This window comes from Winogradskya humida (assembly GCF_016862215.1).
Classification (GTDB): Bacteria; Actinomycetota; Actinomycetes; order Mycobacteriales; family Micromonosporaceae; genus Actinoplanes; species Actinoplanes humidus.
In genome coordinates this window covers 22,216-37,654 of record NZ_BOMN01000012.1, presented here as the reverse complement: position 1 = coordinate 37,654, position 15,439 = coordinate 22,216, and the positions used below count along the sequence as shown (strand labels likewise).

15 protein-coding genes are annotated in these 15,439 nt (G+C 70.9%); 6 read left to right on the top strand and 9 right to left on the bottom strand.

What is annotated here, in order from left to right:
• Window positions 1–264: 264 nt before the first annotated feature.
• A complete protein-coding gene (locus Ahu01nite_RS51285; protein WP_203835016.1) occupies window positions 265–1,452 on the top strand; it encodes a serine/threonine-protein kinase in 1,188 nt (395 codons plus the stop codon).
• A 6-nt stretch (window positions 1,453–1,458) separates the two neighbouring features.
• Here the strand turns inward: Ahu01nite_RS51285 and surE are convergent, their stop codons facing one another.
• The 4 genes from surE to Ahu01nite_RS04065 all read right to left on the bottom strand — a co-directional run bounded on the left by surE (window position 1,459) and on the right by Ahu01nite_RS04065 (window position 4,597).
• Window positions 1,459–2,301 (bottom strand): 5'/3'-nucleotidase SurE, encoded by an 843-nt coding sequence (gene surE / locus Ahu01nite_RS04080; protein ID WP_203835015.1) that lies wholly within the window; start codon window positions 2,299–2,301, stop codon window positions 1,459–1,461.
• An 18-nt stretch (window positions 2,302–2,319) separates the two neighbouring features.
• Window positions 2,320–3,258 carry a 1-phosphofructokinase family hexose kinase gene (locus tag Ahu01nite_RS04075; protein WP_239158604.1) on the bottom strand — a complete coding sequence of 313 codons (939 nt, stop codon included), beginning with the start codon at window positions 3,256–3,258 and terminating at the stop codon, window positions 2,320–2,322.
• Between the two features lie 22 nt (window positions 3,259–3,280).
• Complete coding sequence (locus tag Ahu01nite_RS04070; RefSeq protein WP_203835014.1) at window positions 3,281–3,586, bottom strand: hypothetical protein; 306 nt, start codon at window positions 3,584–3,586, stop codon at window positions 3,281–3,283.
• A gap of 93 nt (window positions 3,587–3,679) precedes the next feature.
• Window positions 3,680–4,597, bottom strand: coding sequence for a cation diffusion facilitator family transporter (locus Ahu01nite_RS04065; protein ID WP_203835013.1), 918 nt, complete (start codon window positions 4,595–4,597; stop codon window positions 3,680–3,682).
• Between the two features lie 133 nt (window positions 4,598–4,730).
• Between Ahu01nite_RS04065 and Ahu01nite_RS04060 the strand changes: the two genes are divergently transcribed.
• Complete coding sequence (locus tag Ahu01nite_RS04060) at window positions 4,731–5,663, top strand: NHL repeat-containing protein (RefSeq protein WP_203835012.1); 933 nt, start codon at window positions 4,731–4,733, stop codon at window positions 5,661–5,663.
• Window positions 5,664–6,125: 462 nt separating this feature from the next.
• Here Ahu01nite_RS04060 and Ahu01nite_RS04055 read toward each other — a convergent pair whose 3' ends face one another.
• Both Ahu01nite_RS04055 and Ahu01nite_RS04050 read right to left on the bottom strand, forming a co-directional pair.
• On the bottom strand, window positions 6,126–8,237 hold the full coding sequence (locus Ahu01nite_RS04055) for a HelD family protein (protein ID WP_203835132.1): 2,112 nt from the start codon (window positions 8,235–8,237) through the stop codon (window positions 6,126–6,128).
• A 133-nt stretch (window positions 8,238–8,370) separates the two neighbouring features.
• Window positions 8,371–9,288 (bottom strand): alpha/beta fold hydrolase, encoded by a 918-nt coding sequence (locus Ahu01nite_RS04050; RefSeq protein WP_203835011.1) that lies wholly within the window; start codon window positions 9,286–9,288, stop codon window positions 8,371–8,373.
• A 148-nt stretch (window positions 9,289–9,436) separates the two neighbouring features.
• Here Ahu01nite_RS04050 and Ahu01nite_RS04045 point away from each other — a divergent pair, with 148 nt between their 5' ends.
• A complete protein-coding gene (locus tag Ahu01nite_RS04045; RefSeq protein WP_203835010.1) occupies window positions 9,437–10,072 on the top strand; it encodes a carbonic anhydrase in 636 nt (211 codons plus the stop codon).
• Between the two features lie 69 nt (window positions 10,073–10,141).
• Here the strand turns inward: Ahu01nite_RS04045 and Ahu01nite_RS04040 are convergent, their stop codons facing one another.
• On the bottom strand, window positions 10,142–10,471 hold the full coding sequence (locus Ahu01nite_RS04040) for a hypothetical protein (RefSeq protein WP_203835009.1): 330 nt from the start codon (window positions 10,469–10,471) through the stop codon (window positions 10,142–10,144).
• Window positions 10,472–10,713: 242 nt separating this feature from the next.
• On the opposite strand from Ahu01nite_RS04040, the gene Ahu01nite_RS04035 reads away from it, so the two are divergent.
• Together Ahu01nite_RS04035 and Ahu01nite_RS04030 are read left to right on the top strand one after the other, a co-directional pair.
• A complete protein-coding gene (locus tag Ahu01nite_RS04035) occupies window positions 10,714–11,205 on the top strand; it encodes a DUF3145 domain-containing protein (RefSeq protein WP_203835008.1) in 492 nt (163 codons plus the stop codon).
• A gap of 64 nt (window positions 11,206–11,269) precedes the next feature.
• Window positions 11,270–12,970, top strand: coding sequence for a glycoside hydrolase family 3 protein (locus Ahu01nite_RS04030; protein WP_203835007.1), 1,701 nt, complete (start codon window positions 11,270–11,272; stop codon window positions 12,968–12,970).
• Between the two features lie 165 nt (window positions 12,971–13,135).
• Here Ahu01nite_RS04030 and Ahu01nite_RS04025 read toward each other — a convergent pair whose 3' ends face one another.
• Both Ahu01nite_RS04025 and Ahu01nite_RS04020 read right to left on the bottom strand, forming a co-directional pair.
• The gene (locus tag Ahu01nite_RS04025) at window positions 13,136–13,495 is read right to left on the bottom strand and encodes a YciI family protein (RefSeq protein WP_203835006.1); all 360 of its coding nucleotides are present in this window, start codon (window positions 13,493–13,495) and stop codon (window positions 13,136–13,138) included.
• 63 nt (window positions 13,496–13,558) lie between these two features.
• The gene (locus Ahu01nite_RS04020) at window positions 13,559–14,464 is read right to left on the bottom strand and encodes an oxidoreductase (RefSeq protein ID WP_203835005.1); all 906 of its coding nucleotides are present in this window, start codon (window positions 14,462–14,464) and stop codon (window positions 13,559–13,561) included.
• A 132-nt stretch (window positions 14,465–14,596) separates the two neighbouring features.
• On the opposite strand from Ahu01nite_RS04020, the gene Ahu01nite_RS04015 reads away from it, so the two are divergent.
• Window positions 14,597–15,439 carry a helix-turn-helix transcriptional regulator gene (locus Ahu01nite_RS04015; protein ID WP_203835004.1) on the top strand — a complete coding sequence of 281 codons (843 nt, stop codon included), beginning with the start codon at window positions 14,597–14,599 and terminating at the stop codon, window positions 15,437–15,439.

Below are 15,439 nucleotides of genomic sequence, written 5' to 3'. Positions count from 1 at the left end.
TTTTCACCCTTTATGTACGCCCGGCGACGCGCCCGCCGTGCACAATCAGCCCCGCCGTCGGCGCAAACCATCAGCATCGTGGCGGGTCTCACCCCGACCCGCCGCCGGCCCCTCGGCTCACCGGCTCAAATCAGACTAAAAACTCGTACTGCACCGCGCCGACGGACCTGTGGTCATGTCCGCCTGACCGCGCGTGATGACCGGGTTGAGCCGTCCGGGGGAGCTGCTTGTCGCTCCCCGGCCCGCTGAGGAACACTCCGGTGCGTGGCGAGACTCGCGATGGGCACCACTCTGCTGGAGCGCTACGTGCTGCTCGGCGTTGCCGGCCAGGGCGGAGTCTCCACGGTCTACCGCGCTGTCGACGTCCGCTTCGGCCGCCTCCTCGCGATCAAGCTCCTGGCAGCCGCGCAAGGTGACGACCCCCGCCCCCGCGAAACCGCCCGCCGCGAAGCGCTGATCACCGACCGGCTCCGCCACCCGGGCGTTCCCCGCGTCTACGAGTACGGCGATGCGCCCCTCCCGGACGGCAGCACGGCTCCCTACCTGGCGCTCGAGCTCCTGAACGGCATCCCCCTGGCCGACCGGCTCACCCACGGCCGCCTCGACTGGCCCGATGCGGCCCACGCCGCCACCACGATCGCCGACGTCCTCGCCGTCGCCCACAAAGCCGGCATCGTCCACCGCGACCTGTCCACCCGCAACATCATGCTCACCCCCACCGGCCCGAAAATCATCGACTTCGGCCTGGCCGCACCCCCCGAGGACCTGCTCCCGCCCTCCGAGGACCGTGGGGATCTACTCCCGCGCGGTGGGCGTCTGTTCGCGCCTGGCCGGGACCTGTTCCCGCGCGATAGGGGTCTGCTCCCGCGCGGCGGGGACCTGCTCCCGGCCGGTGGGGATCCGGCCGCGGCCCGTGCGGACCTGGTATCGGCCCGGGCGGACCTGGTATCGGCCCGTGCGGATCCGGCCGCGGCTCGTGCGGATCTGGCGCCACCGGCCCGTGCGGATCTAGCGCCGCTGGTCCGTGCAGATTTGGCGTCGGCCCGTGCGGATCTGGCGCCGACGGCCCGGGTGAAATTTGGGGGCTCCGGGGCGGGGCTGGCGGCGTGGCCGAGGGGTGGTGGGGCGGCGACGGCGCGGGTGCAGGGTCGTCCGGGGGCGCGGTCGGGGGATCCCGCGGAGGATGTCTACTCGCTCGGTGTGGTGCTCTACGAGATGCTGACGGGGCGCTCGCCGTACCCTCCGCATGTTGCCGCGATGATCATGGCGGCGGGCCGGGCCGGGCAGCTCGCGCCGACGCCGGTGCTGGCCGTGGTCGGGCTGCCGCCGGAGCTGCGGGACCTGGTCCGGGCCTGCATGGCGAAGAGACCCGGGGACCGCCCGCTGAGCGCGGAGGTCGCGCTCCGGCTCCGCCAGATCCAGGTGTGGCCACCGGAGCCCAGCATCAACTGACCGGGTTCAGATGGCGGGTGTCTGGAAGACGATGTTCTCGAGGTTGATTTTGACGTCCGTGGCCTCGCCCGGCGCGCGGATCGGTGTGACCACCGCGAACCCTTCGGCCAGGGCGGCGAGGTCGGTGCCATCCTCCAGGGGCTCGTCGGCGGCCTGGACCGCCGTGCGGACGTAGCCCTCGCCGGCCTCGGCGATGCTCATCTGCACCTGGCCGAACCGCGCCAGCCTGGCCCGTCGCAGCCCGCGGATCCCGTCGACGTGCAGGTCGGGCACGTTCAGGTTGAGGATCGTGCCGGGCGGGGTGTGGGTCAGCGTGGGCAGGAGCTTCACGGCCAGCTCCGCGGCGCTGGTCCAGTGGCGTTTCTCGTCGTCGGCTTTTTCCAGGTCGGCGATGGCCTGGCCGCCGCTGCCCACGCTGCCGTTGGCGGGGTTGAGCACATCGAGTGAGACCGCCAGCCCGTGCAGGCCCGCGTGCGAGGCGGTCAGCGTGGCGCCGACCGTGCCGGAGTGGATCACCGCAGCGCCGGCGTTGGCGCCCCGGTTGATGCCGGAGAGGACGAGTTCCGGGGGTTCGCCGAAGGCTCCCCGCAGGGCGAGCAGGACGATGAACGCCGGGGACGCGGCCACCCCGTACGCGGGGACGTTCTTCACGCCGGGCAGTTCGCGGGTCTGCACGACGATCTTGCCGTGCTGCTCCACCGCGGTCATGGCCGCGCTGGTGCCGCTCGCCTCGGTCAGCGGGGCCGCCACCACGATGTCGAAGCCCTGGCGCGCCACCGCGCGGGCCAGCCATCTGATCCCCGGGGCGTCGATGCCGTCATCGTTGGTGATCAGGATCCGAGGGGTCACCGCTGAATCTCCTTAGGGTCACGCCGGGACTTTGGTGTCGACGGGGGTGAGCCGGACCCGTTCGGTGAGGACCTGGACGGCGTCGACGCGACCGGTGCCCAGGCCGTGGCGGGTGACGTTGAGGGCACCGGCGGCCGCTCCCGTACGCACAGCGTCACACAGCGTGCCGCCCTGGGCCAGGACTGCCGCGACGCCCGCCGTCATCGAGTCGCCGGCGCCGCGGGACTCGGCGGCGATCATCCGGGGCATGTCGACCTCGTAGACCCGGTCGTCGATCAGGGCCAGCGCGCCTTCGTCGCCGCGGGAGACCAGGGCCATCTCGGCGCCGTCGGCGTGCAGCTTGTGCAGCGCCTTGAGCAGGGCCGCGGTGGAGCCGTCCTTGACCATGCCGTCACGGATCAGCTCCTCGTGGCTGACCTTGACCACGTAGGGACGGGCCTCCAACGCGGCGGACAGGTGTGCCGCTGACAGGTCGATGATCACTTTGCACCCGTTGGCGCCCAGGTCGGTGGCGAGCCGGCGGTAGACCTCGGCGGGGACCACGGACGGGTGGGCCGGGCCGCTCAGCACGGCGATGCCGGCGCGCAGGCCCTCGGCGAGCGCGAGGCTGTAGAGCTCGTCCATCTCGTGACGGGACAGCGGCTGACCGGGGTCCTCGGCCAGCTCCTCGCGTTTGCCGCTGCGCCGGTCGTGGACGTACCAGCCGGTGCCGTGGTCGCGTTTGATGGTCTTGAGGGTCACGCCGTGAAACTTGAGCAGCGGCTCCAGCACCCGGCCGACCTCGCCGCCGGCGGCCGCACAGAGCGTGACCTGGGCGCCCAGCAACGTGATCATCCGGGCCTGCCAGACGCCCTGGCCGCCCGGATGCACGTGCAGTTCCGCTTTGTCGTGCTGCTGTTCGATGGTCACGGTGAGCTGGGGTGCAGGCACGAACACCATGACCCCTTTGTTACCCATGGCCCCAGTATCGACCAAAGGGTCAGACGGTGGTGGTCAGTTCCTGGATCACGGGGATCAGGTCGGGGCGGTTGCGGATCAGTTCATCCAGCCGTACGCGCCAGCGGCTGGCCTCCACGTCCACGGTGAAGCGGTCGTTGTCGCTGCTCTCGATGGACGCGTGCTGCAGGCGCTGGCGGGTGTTGGCGAGTTCGCCGTAGTACCCGCTCCCGAGGCGGCTGAGCACCGTGGCGGAGAAGGCGTCGTAGCCGGATCCGTTGGCGGCCCGGACGAACGCCCGCGCGCCGTCCCAGACCACGCGGGGCTGATGGATGACGGTCTGACTCATGTTTTCCCTCCGCGGTTGACTAACCACCCACGGTAGGTGCGCCGGGTTGCAGGACCGGGTTTTCCCGGAGACTCACCAGCCCACGGCCGAGACTCACCAGCCCACGGGCGTGCACTCGCGGCCGCCGGCACCGACCGGCTCGACCTGCAGCGTGGCGTGGTCGATCTGGAAGTCGTGGTGCAGCGCCTCGCGGGCGCTGGAGAGAACCTTGCCGAGCTCGGCGTCGGTTTCGAGGCTCAGGTGCGCGGAGGCGACGTCCATGCCCGAGGTCAGCGTCCACACGTGCAGGTCGTGCACGTCGCAGACGCCCGGGACGGCGGCCAGCCGGTCGCGGACCACGGTGATGTCGAGGTGCTCCGGGGCGGCCTGGACCAGGATGCGCACCGCCGAGCGGCCGAGCGCGAACGTGCGGGGCAGGATCATCAGCGCCACGACCACGGCGACGATCGGGTCGGCGTAGGACCAGCCGGTGAGCGCGATGATCACGGCCGCGACGATCACGCCGACCGAGCCGAGCAGGTCACCGACCACCTCGAGGTACGCCCCGCGCACGTTGAGGCTCTCCTGGGCACCCGAGCGGAGCAGCGCGAACGCGATCAGGTTGATGATCAGGCCACCGGCGGCCACGAGCAGCATCGAGCCGGCGGGGACGTTCTGCGGATCGGTGAACCGCTGGACCGCCTCGATCAGCACGTAGATCGCGACGCCGGTCAGCAGCACGGCGTTGGCCAGCGCGGCGAGCACCTCGAGCCGGTAGAGCCCGAACGTGCGCTGCGAGTCGGTGGCCGCGCGGCCGGCGGCGTGGATCGCGGCGAGCGCCATCGCGATGCCCAGCACGTCGGTGAACATGTGCCCGGCGTCGGAGAGCAGCGCCAGTGAGCCCGTCATGATCGCGGCGACGGCCTCGACCAGCATGAACGCGGCCAGCAACCCCGCGGCCCACCAGAGCCGCGACCGGTGTCGCTCACCGGCGCGCATCGCCTGACCGCCGTGGTCGTGCCCGGCTCCCATGCGCCCACCTTCCGTCGTGACTGATCGCCTTGGCCAATATATGTTCACATTGCTATGTGTGCAATCTGAACCAGGGCGTGTTCATCGGGGTACGTACTGTCGACAACTTGACCCCGCCTGGAGGGATTCATCCGTGTCCAGACGCATTTTCGCGATCGCTGCCCTGACCGCGCTGGCAGTGACCACCGCCGCACCAGCCGCGCCTGCGAGTGCCGCTCCCGCCGGTTACGGCTCCGAGCCGGTGGTGCTCGCCCTGCCCGACGGGTTCCAGCCCGAGGGCATCGCGATCGGCAAGCTCCCGTACGCGTATTTCGGCTCCCGGGTCGACGGCGACATCTACCGGGTCAGCCTGCGAACCGGCAAAGGCACAGTGATCAGTGAGGGGCCCGGCACGCCGTCACTCGGGCTCAAGCTCGACGGCCGCGGGCGGCTCTTCGTCTCCGGCGGCTCCGGCGGCAACGCCCGGGTGCTGAACGCGGCGACCGGCGCGGTGCTCAAGTCGTACCAGCTGCAGACGGGTGCCGCGTTCATCAACGACGTCGTGCTCACCGGGGGAGCCGCCTGGTACACCGACTCTGCCAACCCGGTTCTGTTCAAACTGCCGCTCGGCCGCCACGGCAAACTCCCCGCGGAGCCCGTGCGGGTCCCGATCACCGGTGACCTGGTCTACACGACCGGTAACAACGCCAACGGCATCACTGCCACCCCGGACGGGCGCGGTCTCATCGTCGTGCAGTCCAACACCGGAAAACTCTTCAAGACCTCGTACGCGGGCCACACCACCGAGATCGACCTCGGCGGCGACAACGTCCTCAACGGCGACGGCCTGTGGCTCCGCGGCTCCACCCTCTACGTCGTCCAGAACCGCGACAACGTCATCACCACGATCAAACTCAACAACCAGGCCACGGAGGGTACGGTCCTCAGCCGCACCACCAGCCCCGCGTTCGACGTCCCCACAACGATCGCCGAATACGGCAAGCGCTTCTACCTTCCGAACGCCCGCTTCACCACACCCCCAACCCCCACCACGCCCTACACAGCCGTCGGCGTGGCCCGTCCCTGACCCACCACCCGCATCCCGTCGCTCCCCACCCCGAGAAGTTGATCTCCGGACAGGGGTTTGGTCTTCGAGGTGGGGGCCCTGCCCTGGCGGGCGTCTTCTGAGATGGGGCGCTGCTGCGATGGGGCGTTTGCTGTGATCTTCCGGCTGGTGGGGGCGGTCGCAGCGGGGCGCCGGGCCTGATCTACCGCTGTGATCCTTCGGCTGTTGGGAGCGGTTGGAGCGGGATGCCGGGCCTGATCTTCGGCTCTATCGGGAGAGTCGGGAAACGGGGCGCTCGGCGTTGGTCTTCGGTTTGGCCTTTGATCTTCGGAGGGTGACTACTTACGCAGGCCGAGGGCCCGGGAACCCCGTTCTGGCGCCGCAAGGCGCCTGGGGTTGCCGGGCCCGACCTCGGCGTGAGCAGCGATCCGCACCACCTGCCGAGCTACGACCAGCCCTTGATCTTGATCCTGCCTCTATGGCTTACCAGGCCTTACTGCCCACCGTCGTCAATCGCTGTGTGGCGCGGGACAAAGCAACATAAAGCGTCCGAACCCCACTGGCGTCGGTGGCGATTTCGGCGGGCTCGGCCAGGACGACGGCGTCGTATTCCATGCCCTTGGCCTCGAGGGCGGTGACGACCTGGACGCGCTCGGGGAGGCCGGCCACCCACGCGGCCATCTCGTCGCGGCGCGGGACCGGCGTGATGACGCCGATGGTGCCGTCCACGTCGGCCAGGTGTTTCTCGACCGCGTCCCGGATGACCGTGGGGAGTTCGGACGAAGCGACCATGTGCTCGATCGGTTCGACGCCGGTGCTGCGGACGGCTCGGGGCAGGCGCAGGCCGGGCATCAGCTTCTTGATCACGCGGGCGGCGACCGCGAAGATCTCCGACGAGTTGCGGTAGTTGGTGGTCAGTTCGTAGGTCTGGCGCTTGCGGGAGTTGAGGGCGCGGTCGCGGGCCGCGTCGAGCTCGGTGGTGTCGCCCGGCCAGGCGGTCTGGGCGGGGTCTCCGACGATGGTCCAGGAGGCGTACTGGCCGCGGCGGCCGATCATGCGCCACTGCAGCGGGGAGACGTCCTGGGCCTCGTCCACGACGACGTGGGCATAGTCGCGGTAGTCGTCCTCGCGTTCCGCCTTGGGGCGGGAGGCGTTCTGGCGTTCGATGGACATGCTGACTTCCTGGACGCCGTCGCGCACGTGGAACTGGCCGCCGGTCTTGCGGGCCGGGGCCTTGCGCGGACGGCCCATCAGCTCGTCGAGCTCATCGAGCAGCGCAACGTCGGCGATCGTGGGGCCGTGCTGGTCCAGGCCGTCGAACGAGCCCTGGAGGAGTGTGATCTCTTCCTTCGAGAGCAGGCCATTGGTGTACGCCCGGAGCCGCCCCGGGTCTGCCATCCACCGCAGCACCCGCATCGGGGTGAAGCGGGGCCACCAGAGCTTGAGGAACTCGCGGAAGTCCGTGCGGTCGGCGAGCTCGGACTCGAATTCCTGCTTCTCGGGCAGGTTGCGGACCGAGCCCTTGGCCTGCGCCCAGAGCGCGTCGAAGAGCCGGTCGAAGCCGACTCCCCGCATCTCGTTGCGCCGGGCGCCCTTGTTGAGTGCCTTGCGCCGGACCTTCTCCAGCTCGGCCGCGTCGAGGCGCAGGAGCGCGCCGCGGTAGAGCAGCCGCAGCTCGGTGGGGGCGCCGGGCACTGCGTCGTGGGAGGCGCGCTCGAGGACCCGGCGCATCCGCAGGGAGCCCTTGACCGCCGCGACGTCGGTCGGGTCGACCCGGGTCGCGTTGTAACCGGGCACGAGCGAGCCGAGGGACCGCAGCGTGGCGGTGTCCTCGCCGAGCGACGGCAGCACCGTGGCGATGTAGTTGACGAAGACGCCGGACGGGCCGACGACCAGGATGCCGCCGCCGGCGAAGCGGTTGCGGTCGGCGTAGAGCAGGTAGGCCGCGCGGTGCAGGGCGACGGCGGTCTTGCCCGTGCCGGGCCCGCCGGTCACGATCGTCACGCCGCTCGCGGGGGAGCGGATCGCCTCGTCCTGCTCGCGCTGGATGGTCGCGACGATGTCGCGCATGCCGCGGCCGGTGGCCTTGGAGAGGCTGGCCAGCAGGGCGCCGTCGCCGACCACCTTCATGTCGTCGGGGGCGGCCTCCGGGTCGAGCAGGTCGTCCTCGATGCCGGTGACCTTCTCCCGGCTCGACTGGATCATCCGCCGCCGCACCACTCCCTGCGGCTCGGCGGGGGTGGCGCGGTAGAAGGCGGCGGCGGCCGGCGCCCGCCAGTCGACGACCAGCGACTGGGACTCCGAGTCACGGATGCCCATGCGGCCGACGTAGTGCCGGGCGCCGCCGTTCATGTCGAGGCGGCCGAAGACCAGGCCTTCGTATTCGGTGTCGAGGGCGTGCCGGCGGCGCGCCGCGTGGAAGACCATCGCGTCGCGCTCGACCAGGGCGCCGAATGTGCCGACGCCGGCGAGCTGGTAGCCCTCTTTCTCGGCGAGGGACGCCTCGCGGCGGAGCTCGGCGAGACGGGTGTAAACCGTGTCGACGTGCTCCTGCTCGACGGCGATCTCCTGCTGCAGGACGTGGGCGTCGCTCAAGTCGGTCATGCTCCCCGCTGGTGGTTCTGATCTGGCCGCTGGTGGATCCTGTGAACGCCCCCCGGGGTCCACCTGTACGAAGGGGGCAATCGAACTTACTCCTGCCGGGGTGCCGCCGTCGACGGCGGCACGCTCAAGCGGCCTGGCTGTATCCCTGCCGTTGCTGCCGGACGGCCTTCTGGAGCACCGTACGCAGAGCGGCCGTCACTTCATGTGGTCGTTCGAGCATCAGCATGTGACCGGCGCCGGGGTAGACGGTGAGTTCGGTGCCGGGCAGTGCGTCGGCGATCGACTCCGCGCAGGCGGGCGGTGTCAGTCTGTCGCGGTCTCCAACGAGCGCGGCGGCCGGGATGTTCCCGAGCGCGGCCAGCGTGTCGAGCCGCTGCTGAGCGCCGACCGAGGCCCGGAACCCGCCGATCGCCCGCATCGACGCCCGGTTGAACGCGGACATGGTCGAGGCCAGGTCTGCGGGCTCGTAGTCATCGCCGAACAGCAGCCAGCGCACCACCGGCTGCAGCGCGGGCTTGATCACCCGGTGCGGCCGCCAGTCGCCGAGCCGGGCCAGCACGCCGGCTCCGGTCTGCTCGGCCATCCGCAGCACGGGCGTGAGCTGCGAGGGCAGGCCGTAACAGGTGTGAGTGGCGCCCTCGGCCGTCGTGGAGACGAAGAGCAGGCCCGCGACCCGGGCGGCGAAGTCGGCGGGGTGCGAGTCGGCGTACTCCATGATCGTCATGCCGCCGAGCGAGTGGCCGGCGAGCACAACCGGACCCTGCGGCGCGTACGCGGCGAGCACCTCGGCCAGGTCGGCACCGAGCCGGCCCAGCGTGGCCGACCGCAGGTCCATGCTGCCGGAACGCCCGTGCCCGCGCGCGTCGTAACTGATCACCCGGGTCCCGGTGCCGCGCAGCGCCGCCCGCTGGTAGTGCCAGGTACGCCGGTCGAGGCACCACCCGTGCAGAAAGACGACGGTCACCGGGGCATCCGCGGGTCCCGACGTGTCCACGCGTAACCGGACGCCGTCGGAGAGGGTGAACTGCGAGCGTTCAGGCATGGGCACCTCCGTGTGTCGCACGGCCCCGTCATACCCGCGGGTAATAAGCATCACTCCTGCGAGTTCTGAACGCCATCGGCGTGATCGTCAAAAAGTGATTCGAATCGCACCCTCTGTTCAGCGGCGACCACTCGTAGACAATCAACCCATGACGGGCCCCTCACCTGCAGCTACACCCGCGCCGGCGGTGTCCGGGCGGATCGTTTCCCCAGCCGACGCCCTCGCTGAACTGCTGGCGGGAAACCGCCGCTTCGTCAGCGGGCGTCCCATCCACGGCCACGAGGTCGCCGCGGCGGCCCACGCCTCGGGCGGTCAGCTCCCGCACGCCGTCGTGCTGGGCTGCATCGACTCCCGGGTTCCCCTGGAAGCCATCTTCGACCAGACCTTCGGCTCCATCTGCGTGATCCGCTCCGGCGGGCACGTGGTGGACCGGGCGGTGCTCGGCTCGGTCGGCTTCGCGGTCTCGGCGCTCAACGTCCCGCTGATCGTGGTCCTGGGCCACGCGCGCTGCGGGGCCGTGGACGCGACCGTCACCGCGTTGCGGACGGATTCCCGGCCCGACGGCGACGTGGGATATCTCGTGGACGAGATCGCACCCGCCGTCGACGGCATCGGGCTGGACGACCCCGACGTGGGCGCGAAGGCGATGCGGGCGCACGTCACCCGCACGGTCCGGCGGATGCGCGACGTCACGGGCGTGCCGGAGGCGGTCGCGGCGGGCCGGGTGAGCATCGCCGGTGCCGTCTACGACCTCGACACCGGCCGGGTCGAACTGCTGACCTGATCTTCTTCGGGAAATGCGAAAAGGCGCTTCAGGGTACGAAAACCCCGGAGCGCCTTTTCGCGTGGTCGATCAGCCCTCGAAAACGCCCGCGTCCGCGAGGCGCTTCTCGGTGGCCGCCCACTGGTGACCCGGGTTGGCCTCGTCGAGGCCCTGGATCTCCGCGCGGATCTTGGCACCGTGACCGGCCGAGGCCAGGCTGCGGATCTCCTCGACGAACGCGTCCGAGTCGGTCCTGAGGTGGTTGGTCTTGCCGTTGGTCAGGTTGCGCACGTACGCGAAGCGACCGTCGGCGAGCGGGATGAGGTACTTGAACTCACCGAGCACGCTGAGGGCGCCACCCTGGCCGGCTTGTCCGGCGCGGACGGATGCGCGGGCGGTTTTTGAGGTGTTGCCTGCCACGGCGGTACTCCTTGAGAAGAACGGTTGTCGGCAGAAAATGCCGCAGCCAGTTTACACGATCGCAGCCGGGCCGCATCGCCCGACAGGCTCGGTCCGTTAGGTCAGGTGGGCCTCGACGGCATTCCCCATGTCGATATTGCGGTTTCTCTGGCGCACCATCCGTACCACCCGGCATCATGGAGCACGATCAACCGCGGTCGAGGTCGTAGGGGAAGACGCACCTCGGTCTCCGGGAGGTCACCGTGCCAACGTGTGGCGTCGTATACGTCCACTCGACCCCACTCGCCGTGAGCCAACACGTCGAGTGGGCGATCGCGCGCGTCCTGACCGCGCCGGTCACCCTGCACTGGAGTGCCCAGCCGGTTGACCCCGGCATGCGGCGCTCCGAATGCAGCTGGACCGGTCGGCCAGGGACGGGCGCCGAGCTGGCTGCTGCCCTCCGGCAGTGGCCCATGATCCGTTTTGAGGTCACCGAGGAGCCCAGCCCCGGCGTCGACGGGGAACGCTTCATGCACGTCCCGGGTCGCGGGCTGTTCCGCGGCACGATCGGCGCCTCCGGTGACATCCAGATCGGTGAGGACCGGCTGCGCGCCATCATGGCGTCCGTCCGGGCTCCGGAGGCGCTGTCGCACGCCCTCGACAAGGCGCTCGGCACCGCCTGGGACGCCGAGCTCGAGCCCTACCGCTACGCCGGCGACGGTGCCCCGGTCACCCTGCTGACGCGTGTGGGCTGACGCTTATCCACAATGCGGCTCTGTCCACAGGGCGGTTTGTCGTTGATCGCCGGATGCTGATCCAATGGCGGCCATGACGACGAGGGCTGTGCTTCCCCTGGCGATGGTGCTGCTTCTGGCGGCGTGCGGCAGCGACAAGCCTGCCCCCACCCCACCCCAGGCCGTCGCGCCCAGCTCAGCGCCCCCGGCCCTCGCACCCACCGCCGCACTGGATCCCACAGCCGCCGTCGCCGCCATGAGCGACGCCGACCTGGCAGGTCAAGTTCTCATGCCTTATGCGTACGGTGACAGCGCCACCACCGTGGACAAGCTCGCCGCCGCGGGCAACCAGAGCATCGCCGGCGTCGACACCCCCGCCGAGATGGTCGCGAAGTTCCACCTGGGCGGCCTGATCCTCGTCGCGTTCGCCCCCGACGACCCGACCGGTGCCACCAACCCGGCCACCAACGTCGACAACCCGCAACAGGTCCGCGCCCTCACCGACGGTCTGCAGACAGCCGCCCGGCAGCTCCCCGGTGGCGCGCCGCTCCTGATCGGCACCGACCAGGAATACGGCGTGGTCACCCGGGTCCGCACAGGGGTGACGCTGCTGCCCGCGGCGATGGCGTTCGGCGCCGCCGGCAAGCCCGCCCTTACCAAGGCCGCCTGGGGCGCCGCGGGCGAGGAGCTCGCCGCGATGGGGATCAACCTCAACTTCGCCCCGGTCGCCGACACCCTGGGCCCGCAGGGCAACGCGGTCATCGGCTCCCGCGCGTTCGGCGGCGACCCGGCCACCAACTCCGCGCAGACCCGGGCAGCGGTGCAGGGCCTGGAGGGCGCCGGGGTGACCGCGGCACTCAAGCACTTCCCGGGCCACGGCCACACCACCGGCGACAGCCACGAGGACCTCCCGATCGTGAAGCAGACCGCCGATCAGTGGAAGAAGCAGGATCGGCCGCCCTTCGAGTCCGGCATCGACGCGGGCGCGGGCGTCGTGATGTCCGGCCACCTCGACGTCGAATCCCTGGACAAGGGGGTCGCCGCCACCTTCTCCCACAAGATCATGACCGACGTGCTCCGCAAGGACCTCGGCTTCAAGGGCGTCGCCATCACCGACGCGATGAACATGGCCCCCGCGATGAAGTGGCCCGCCGGCGAGGCAGCGGTCCGGGCGCTCAACGCGGGCAACGACATGCTCCTGATGCCGCCGGACCTGACCGCGGCACGCGACGGCATCCTGGCCGGCATCCAGGACGGCAGCCTCAAACGCGAGCGCCTGACCGAGGCGGTCACCCGCATCCTGACCCTGAAGAAGCGCCAGGCGGCAAAGCCCCAGCCGGCCCTCACCACGCTCGACTCCCCGGCGCACCACCAGGCGGTCAGCGCGGCCGACGCGGCCTCCATCACCGTCCTGCGCGGCGCCTGTAGCGGCCCGCTGATCACCGGCCCGGTCACCGTGACCGCCTCCGACGGCCGCGAGACGGCCCGGGCCACCCTGGTCAAGGCGCTGCAGGAAGCGGGAATGACGGTCCAGGCCGCGGGCGGCAAGGTCGTCCACCTCGTCGGCTATGGCGACAAGGCCATCGACCTCAGCCCCGACGCGGCGGTCACGGTCATCATGGACACGCCGTATCTCCTGGCCCAGGCCAAGTCCCCGGCCCTGCTGGCAACGTATTCCTCCAGCCCCCTGTCCCTGCAGGCCCTGGCCGCAGTCATCGCCGGCAAGGCCAAGGCCCCCGGCAAATCCCCGGTCCCGGTCGGCAAACTCCCCACAACCGCCTGCTGAGCCGCGATCCCACCCGGCTCCCATCCCACCCGGCTGCCATCCCGTCTCACCCGGCTGCCATGCCGTCCGGCTGCCATGCCGTCCGGCCGGAACCCCGTCCGGACGGGAGTAGCGATCGGCCAAGACTTGCCGGGCCCGGCGCGCAGCGCGTGCCGGGCACTGGCGTCACCAGTACTTCGCAGACGGCCGGATCTCGACCGCACCGCCCAGCCGGGCCTGCGGCACCCGGGCCGCGACGGCGACCGCGGCCTCGAGATCATCTGCCTCGACCACCGCGAACCCGCCGACCGCGCCCTTGACGTCGAGGTACGGCCCGGGCGTGGTGACGGGCGAGCCGTTCTTCACCCGCACGGTCGTGGCGTTCTCCGGCAGCCCCAGCGGCGGCCCGCCGGCGACGTTCTCCAGCTTGGAGATCGCGGCGTAGTCGGCATAGATCGCCGCCTTCTCCTGCGCGGGGAACGCCTCGAACTCCGGGCTGCCCGGCAGCGGATAGCTCCCGTGATAGATGACCAGTACGAACTGCAACGTGTCCTCCTCAGGGTTGTTGGTAACCACCCCTGTGAACCCGTGCGTCGCGCCGATGTGACATCAGAGATAGCTGACGCCGGTCAGCTCCTCGGCCGTGGCCCAGAGCCGCTTACCCACGGCCGGGTCGGCGGCCTCCCGGCTGAGCTTGGCCTCGGTGACCCGGCCCCGCGTCTCGAACAGCCCGGCCGGCCCGAAGAACTGGCCGCCCCGCACCTCCGGATCGGTCGCGGCCCGCAGCTGGGGCAGCGTGCCCTGCTCCACCGACTGGGTGGCGAGCAGGCCGAGCCGGGCCGCCGCCTTGCCGAGCCGGCCGCGGTGTTCCCAGGCGCGCGGTGTCAGGTTGGTGCGGGTGAGGCCGGGGTGGGCGAGCGTGCTGATGATCGGCGAACCGGTGGCGCGCAGGCGGCGGTCGAGTTCGAGGCCGAAGATCGTGGTGGCGAGCTTGGAGCGGCCGTAGGCGGGGGCGGGCCGGTAGTCGCGCTCGGACATCAGGTCGTCGAAGTCGAGGTGCGCGTTCTTGTGGGTGATCGAGCTGAGGCTGACCACGCGGGGCCCGCGCCCCGCGGCCAGGGCGTCGAGCAGCAGACCGGTCAGCGCGAAGTGGCCCAGCAGGTTCGTGCCCAGGTGCAGCTCGAAGCCGTCGGCGGTGGTGCGGCGCGGGCCGAGCAGCACCAGGCCGGCGTTGTTGACCAGCAGATCGATCACCGGGTGGTCGGCGGTCAGCTTCGCGGCGAACGCGCGGACCGAGGCGAGGGAGGCAAGGTCCAGCTCGCGCACCTCGACGTCGCCGCCGATCCGGCGGGCGGCCTCCTGCCCGGCTGCGGTGTTGCGGACGGCGAGCACGACGTGGGCGCCGTGCCGGGCGAGTTCGGTGGCGGTGACGAACCCGAGACCCGAGTTCGCGCCGGTGACGACGGCGGTCCGGCCGTGCTGGTCGGGGATGCGGTCGGCGGTCCATCCGGTCATCTGTGGCTCCTGGCGGCTGTCGGGTCGGTGTCCGGCCGACGCTAGGCGCGATCCGGGCGGCTTCGGTCGTTCCCGGTTGCCTAGGTCCGCGAGACCTACCCTGGCTGCCGGGCGGGTCGGCAGACTGAGGGCATGACCCATCCGTACGCACGTGAGCTCGGCGAGTTCCTGCGCGCCCGGCGCAACCGGCTGAGCCCGCACGACGTGGGCCTGGAGCCGGGCGGCCGGCGCCGGGTCGCCGGGTTGCGGCGCGAGGAGCTCGCCCTGCTGGCCGGGCTGAGCACCGACTACTACCAGCGGATGGAGCAGGGCCGGGAGGTACGCCCGTCCGACGAGGTCCTGGACGCGATCGCGGGTGCGCTCGGCCTCGACGACGAGGAACGCCGCCACCTGTTCACCCTGGCCTACGCCGCGCGCCGGCCGATGCCCGCCCAGCTGGAGCGCGGTCCGGAGGAGGTCCCGCGCAGTACCCGGCGGCTGCTGCAGATCATGGACACCCCGGCTGTCGTCCTCGGCCGCCACCTCGACCTGCTCGCCTGGAACCCGATGGCGGAGGCACTGCTCGGTGATCCCGACCAGGTCCCGCCCGAACGGCTCAACATGCTCCTGCTGATGTTCGACGACACGCTGACCCGCGAACGCAGCTGCCCGGACTGGGAACGCCAGGCCCTGGACTACATCGGCATGATGCACGCCGCCGTCGCCACCGACCCCACCCATCCCCGCGCCACGGCGATCGTCGGCGAGCTGAGCATCCGCAGCGCCGACTTCCGGCGGTTGTGGGGCCTGCACGACGTCCGCGAATCGGTCAGCGGCACCAAGATCTTCCGTATCCCCGAGACCGGCGACATCCTCCTGGACTGGGACACCTACCCGCTGCCCGGCAACCCCGGGCCGGTCATGCTGGTCTTCACCGCCGAACCGGGCAGCCCGGACGCCGACCGCCTGAAACTCCTCGGCTCCCTGCGCGCCTGA

Bases quoted from the DNA above. Each gene is read 5' to 3' on its own strand.
- Ahu01nite_RS04075 (WP_239158604.1), bottom strand. From the start codon at position 3,258: ATGGGTAACAAAGGGGTCATGGTGTTCGTGCCTGCACCCCAGCTCACC.
- Ahu01nite_RS04070 (WP_203835014.1), bottom strand. From the start codon at position 3,586: ATGAGTCAGACCGTCATCCATCAGCCCCGCGTGGTCTGGGACGGCGCG.
- Ahu01nite_RS04065 (WP_203835013.1), bottom strand. From the start codon at position 4,597: ATGGGAGCCGGGCACGACCACGGCGGTCAGGCGATGCGCGCCGGTGAG.
- Ahu01nite_RS04050 (WP_203835011.1), bottom strand. From the start codon at position 9,288: ATGCCTGAACGCTCGCAGTTCACCCTCTCCGACGGCGTCCGGTTACGC.
- Ahu01nite_RS04045 (WP_203835010.1), top strand. From the start codon at position 9,437: ATGACGGGCCCCTCACCTGCAGCTACACCCGCGCCGGCGGTGTCCGGG.
- Ahu01nite_RS04030 (WP_203835007.1), top strand. From the start codon at position 11,270: ATGGCGGCCATGACGACGAGGGCTGTGCTTCCCCTGGCGATGGTGCTG.
- Ahu01nite_RS04020 (WP_203835005.1), bottom strand. From the start codon at position 14,464: ATGACCGGATGGACCGCCGACCGCATCCCCGACCAGCACGGCCGGACC.
- Ahu01nite_RS04015 (WP_203835004.1), top strand. From the start codon at position 14,597: ATGACCCATCCGTACGCACGTGAGCTCGGCGAGTTCCTGCGCGCCCGG.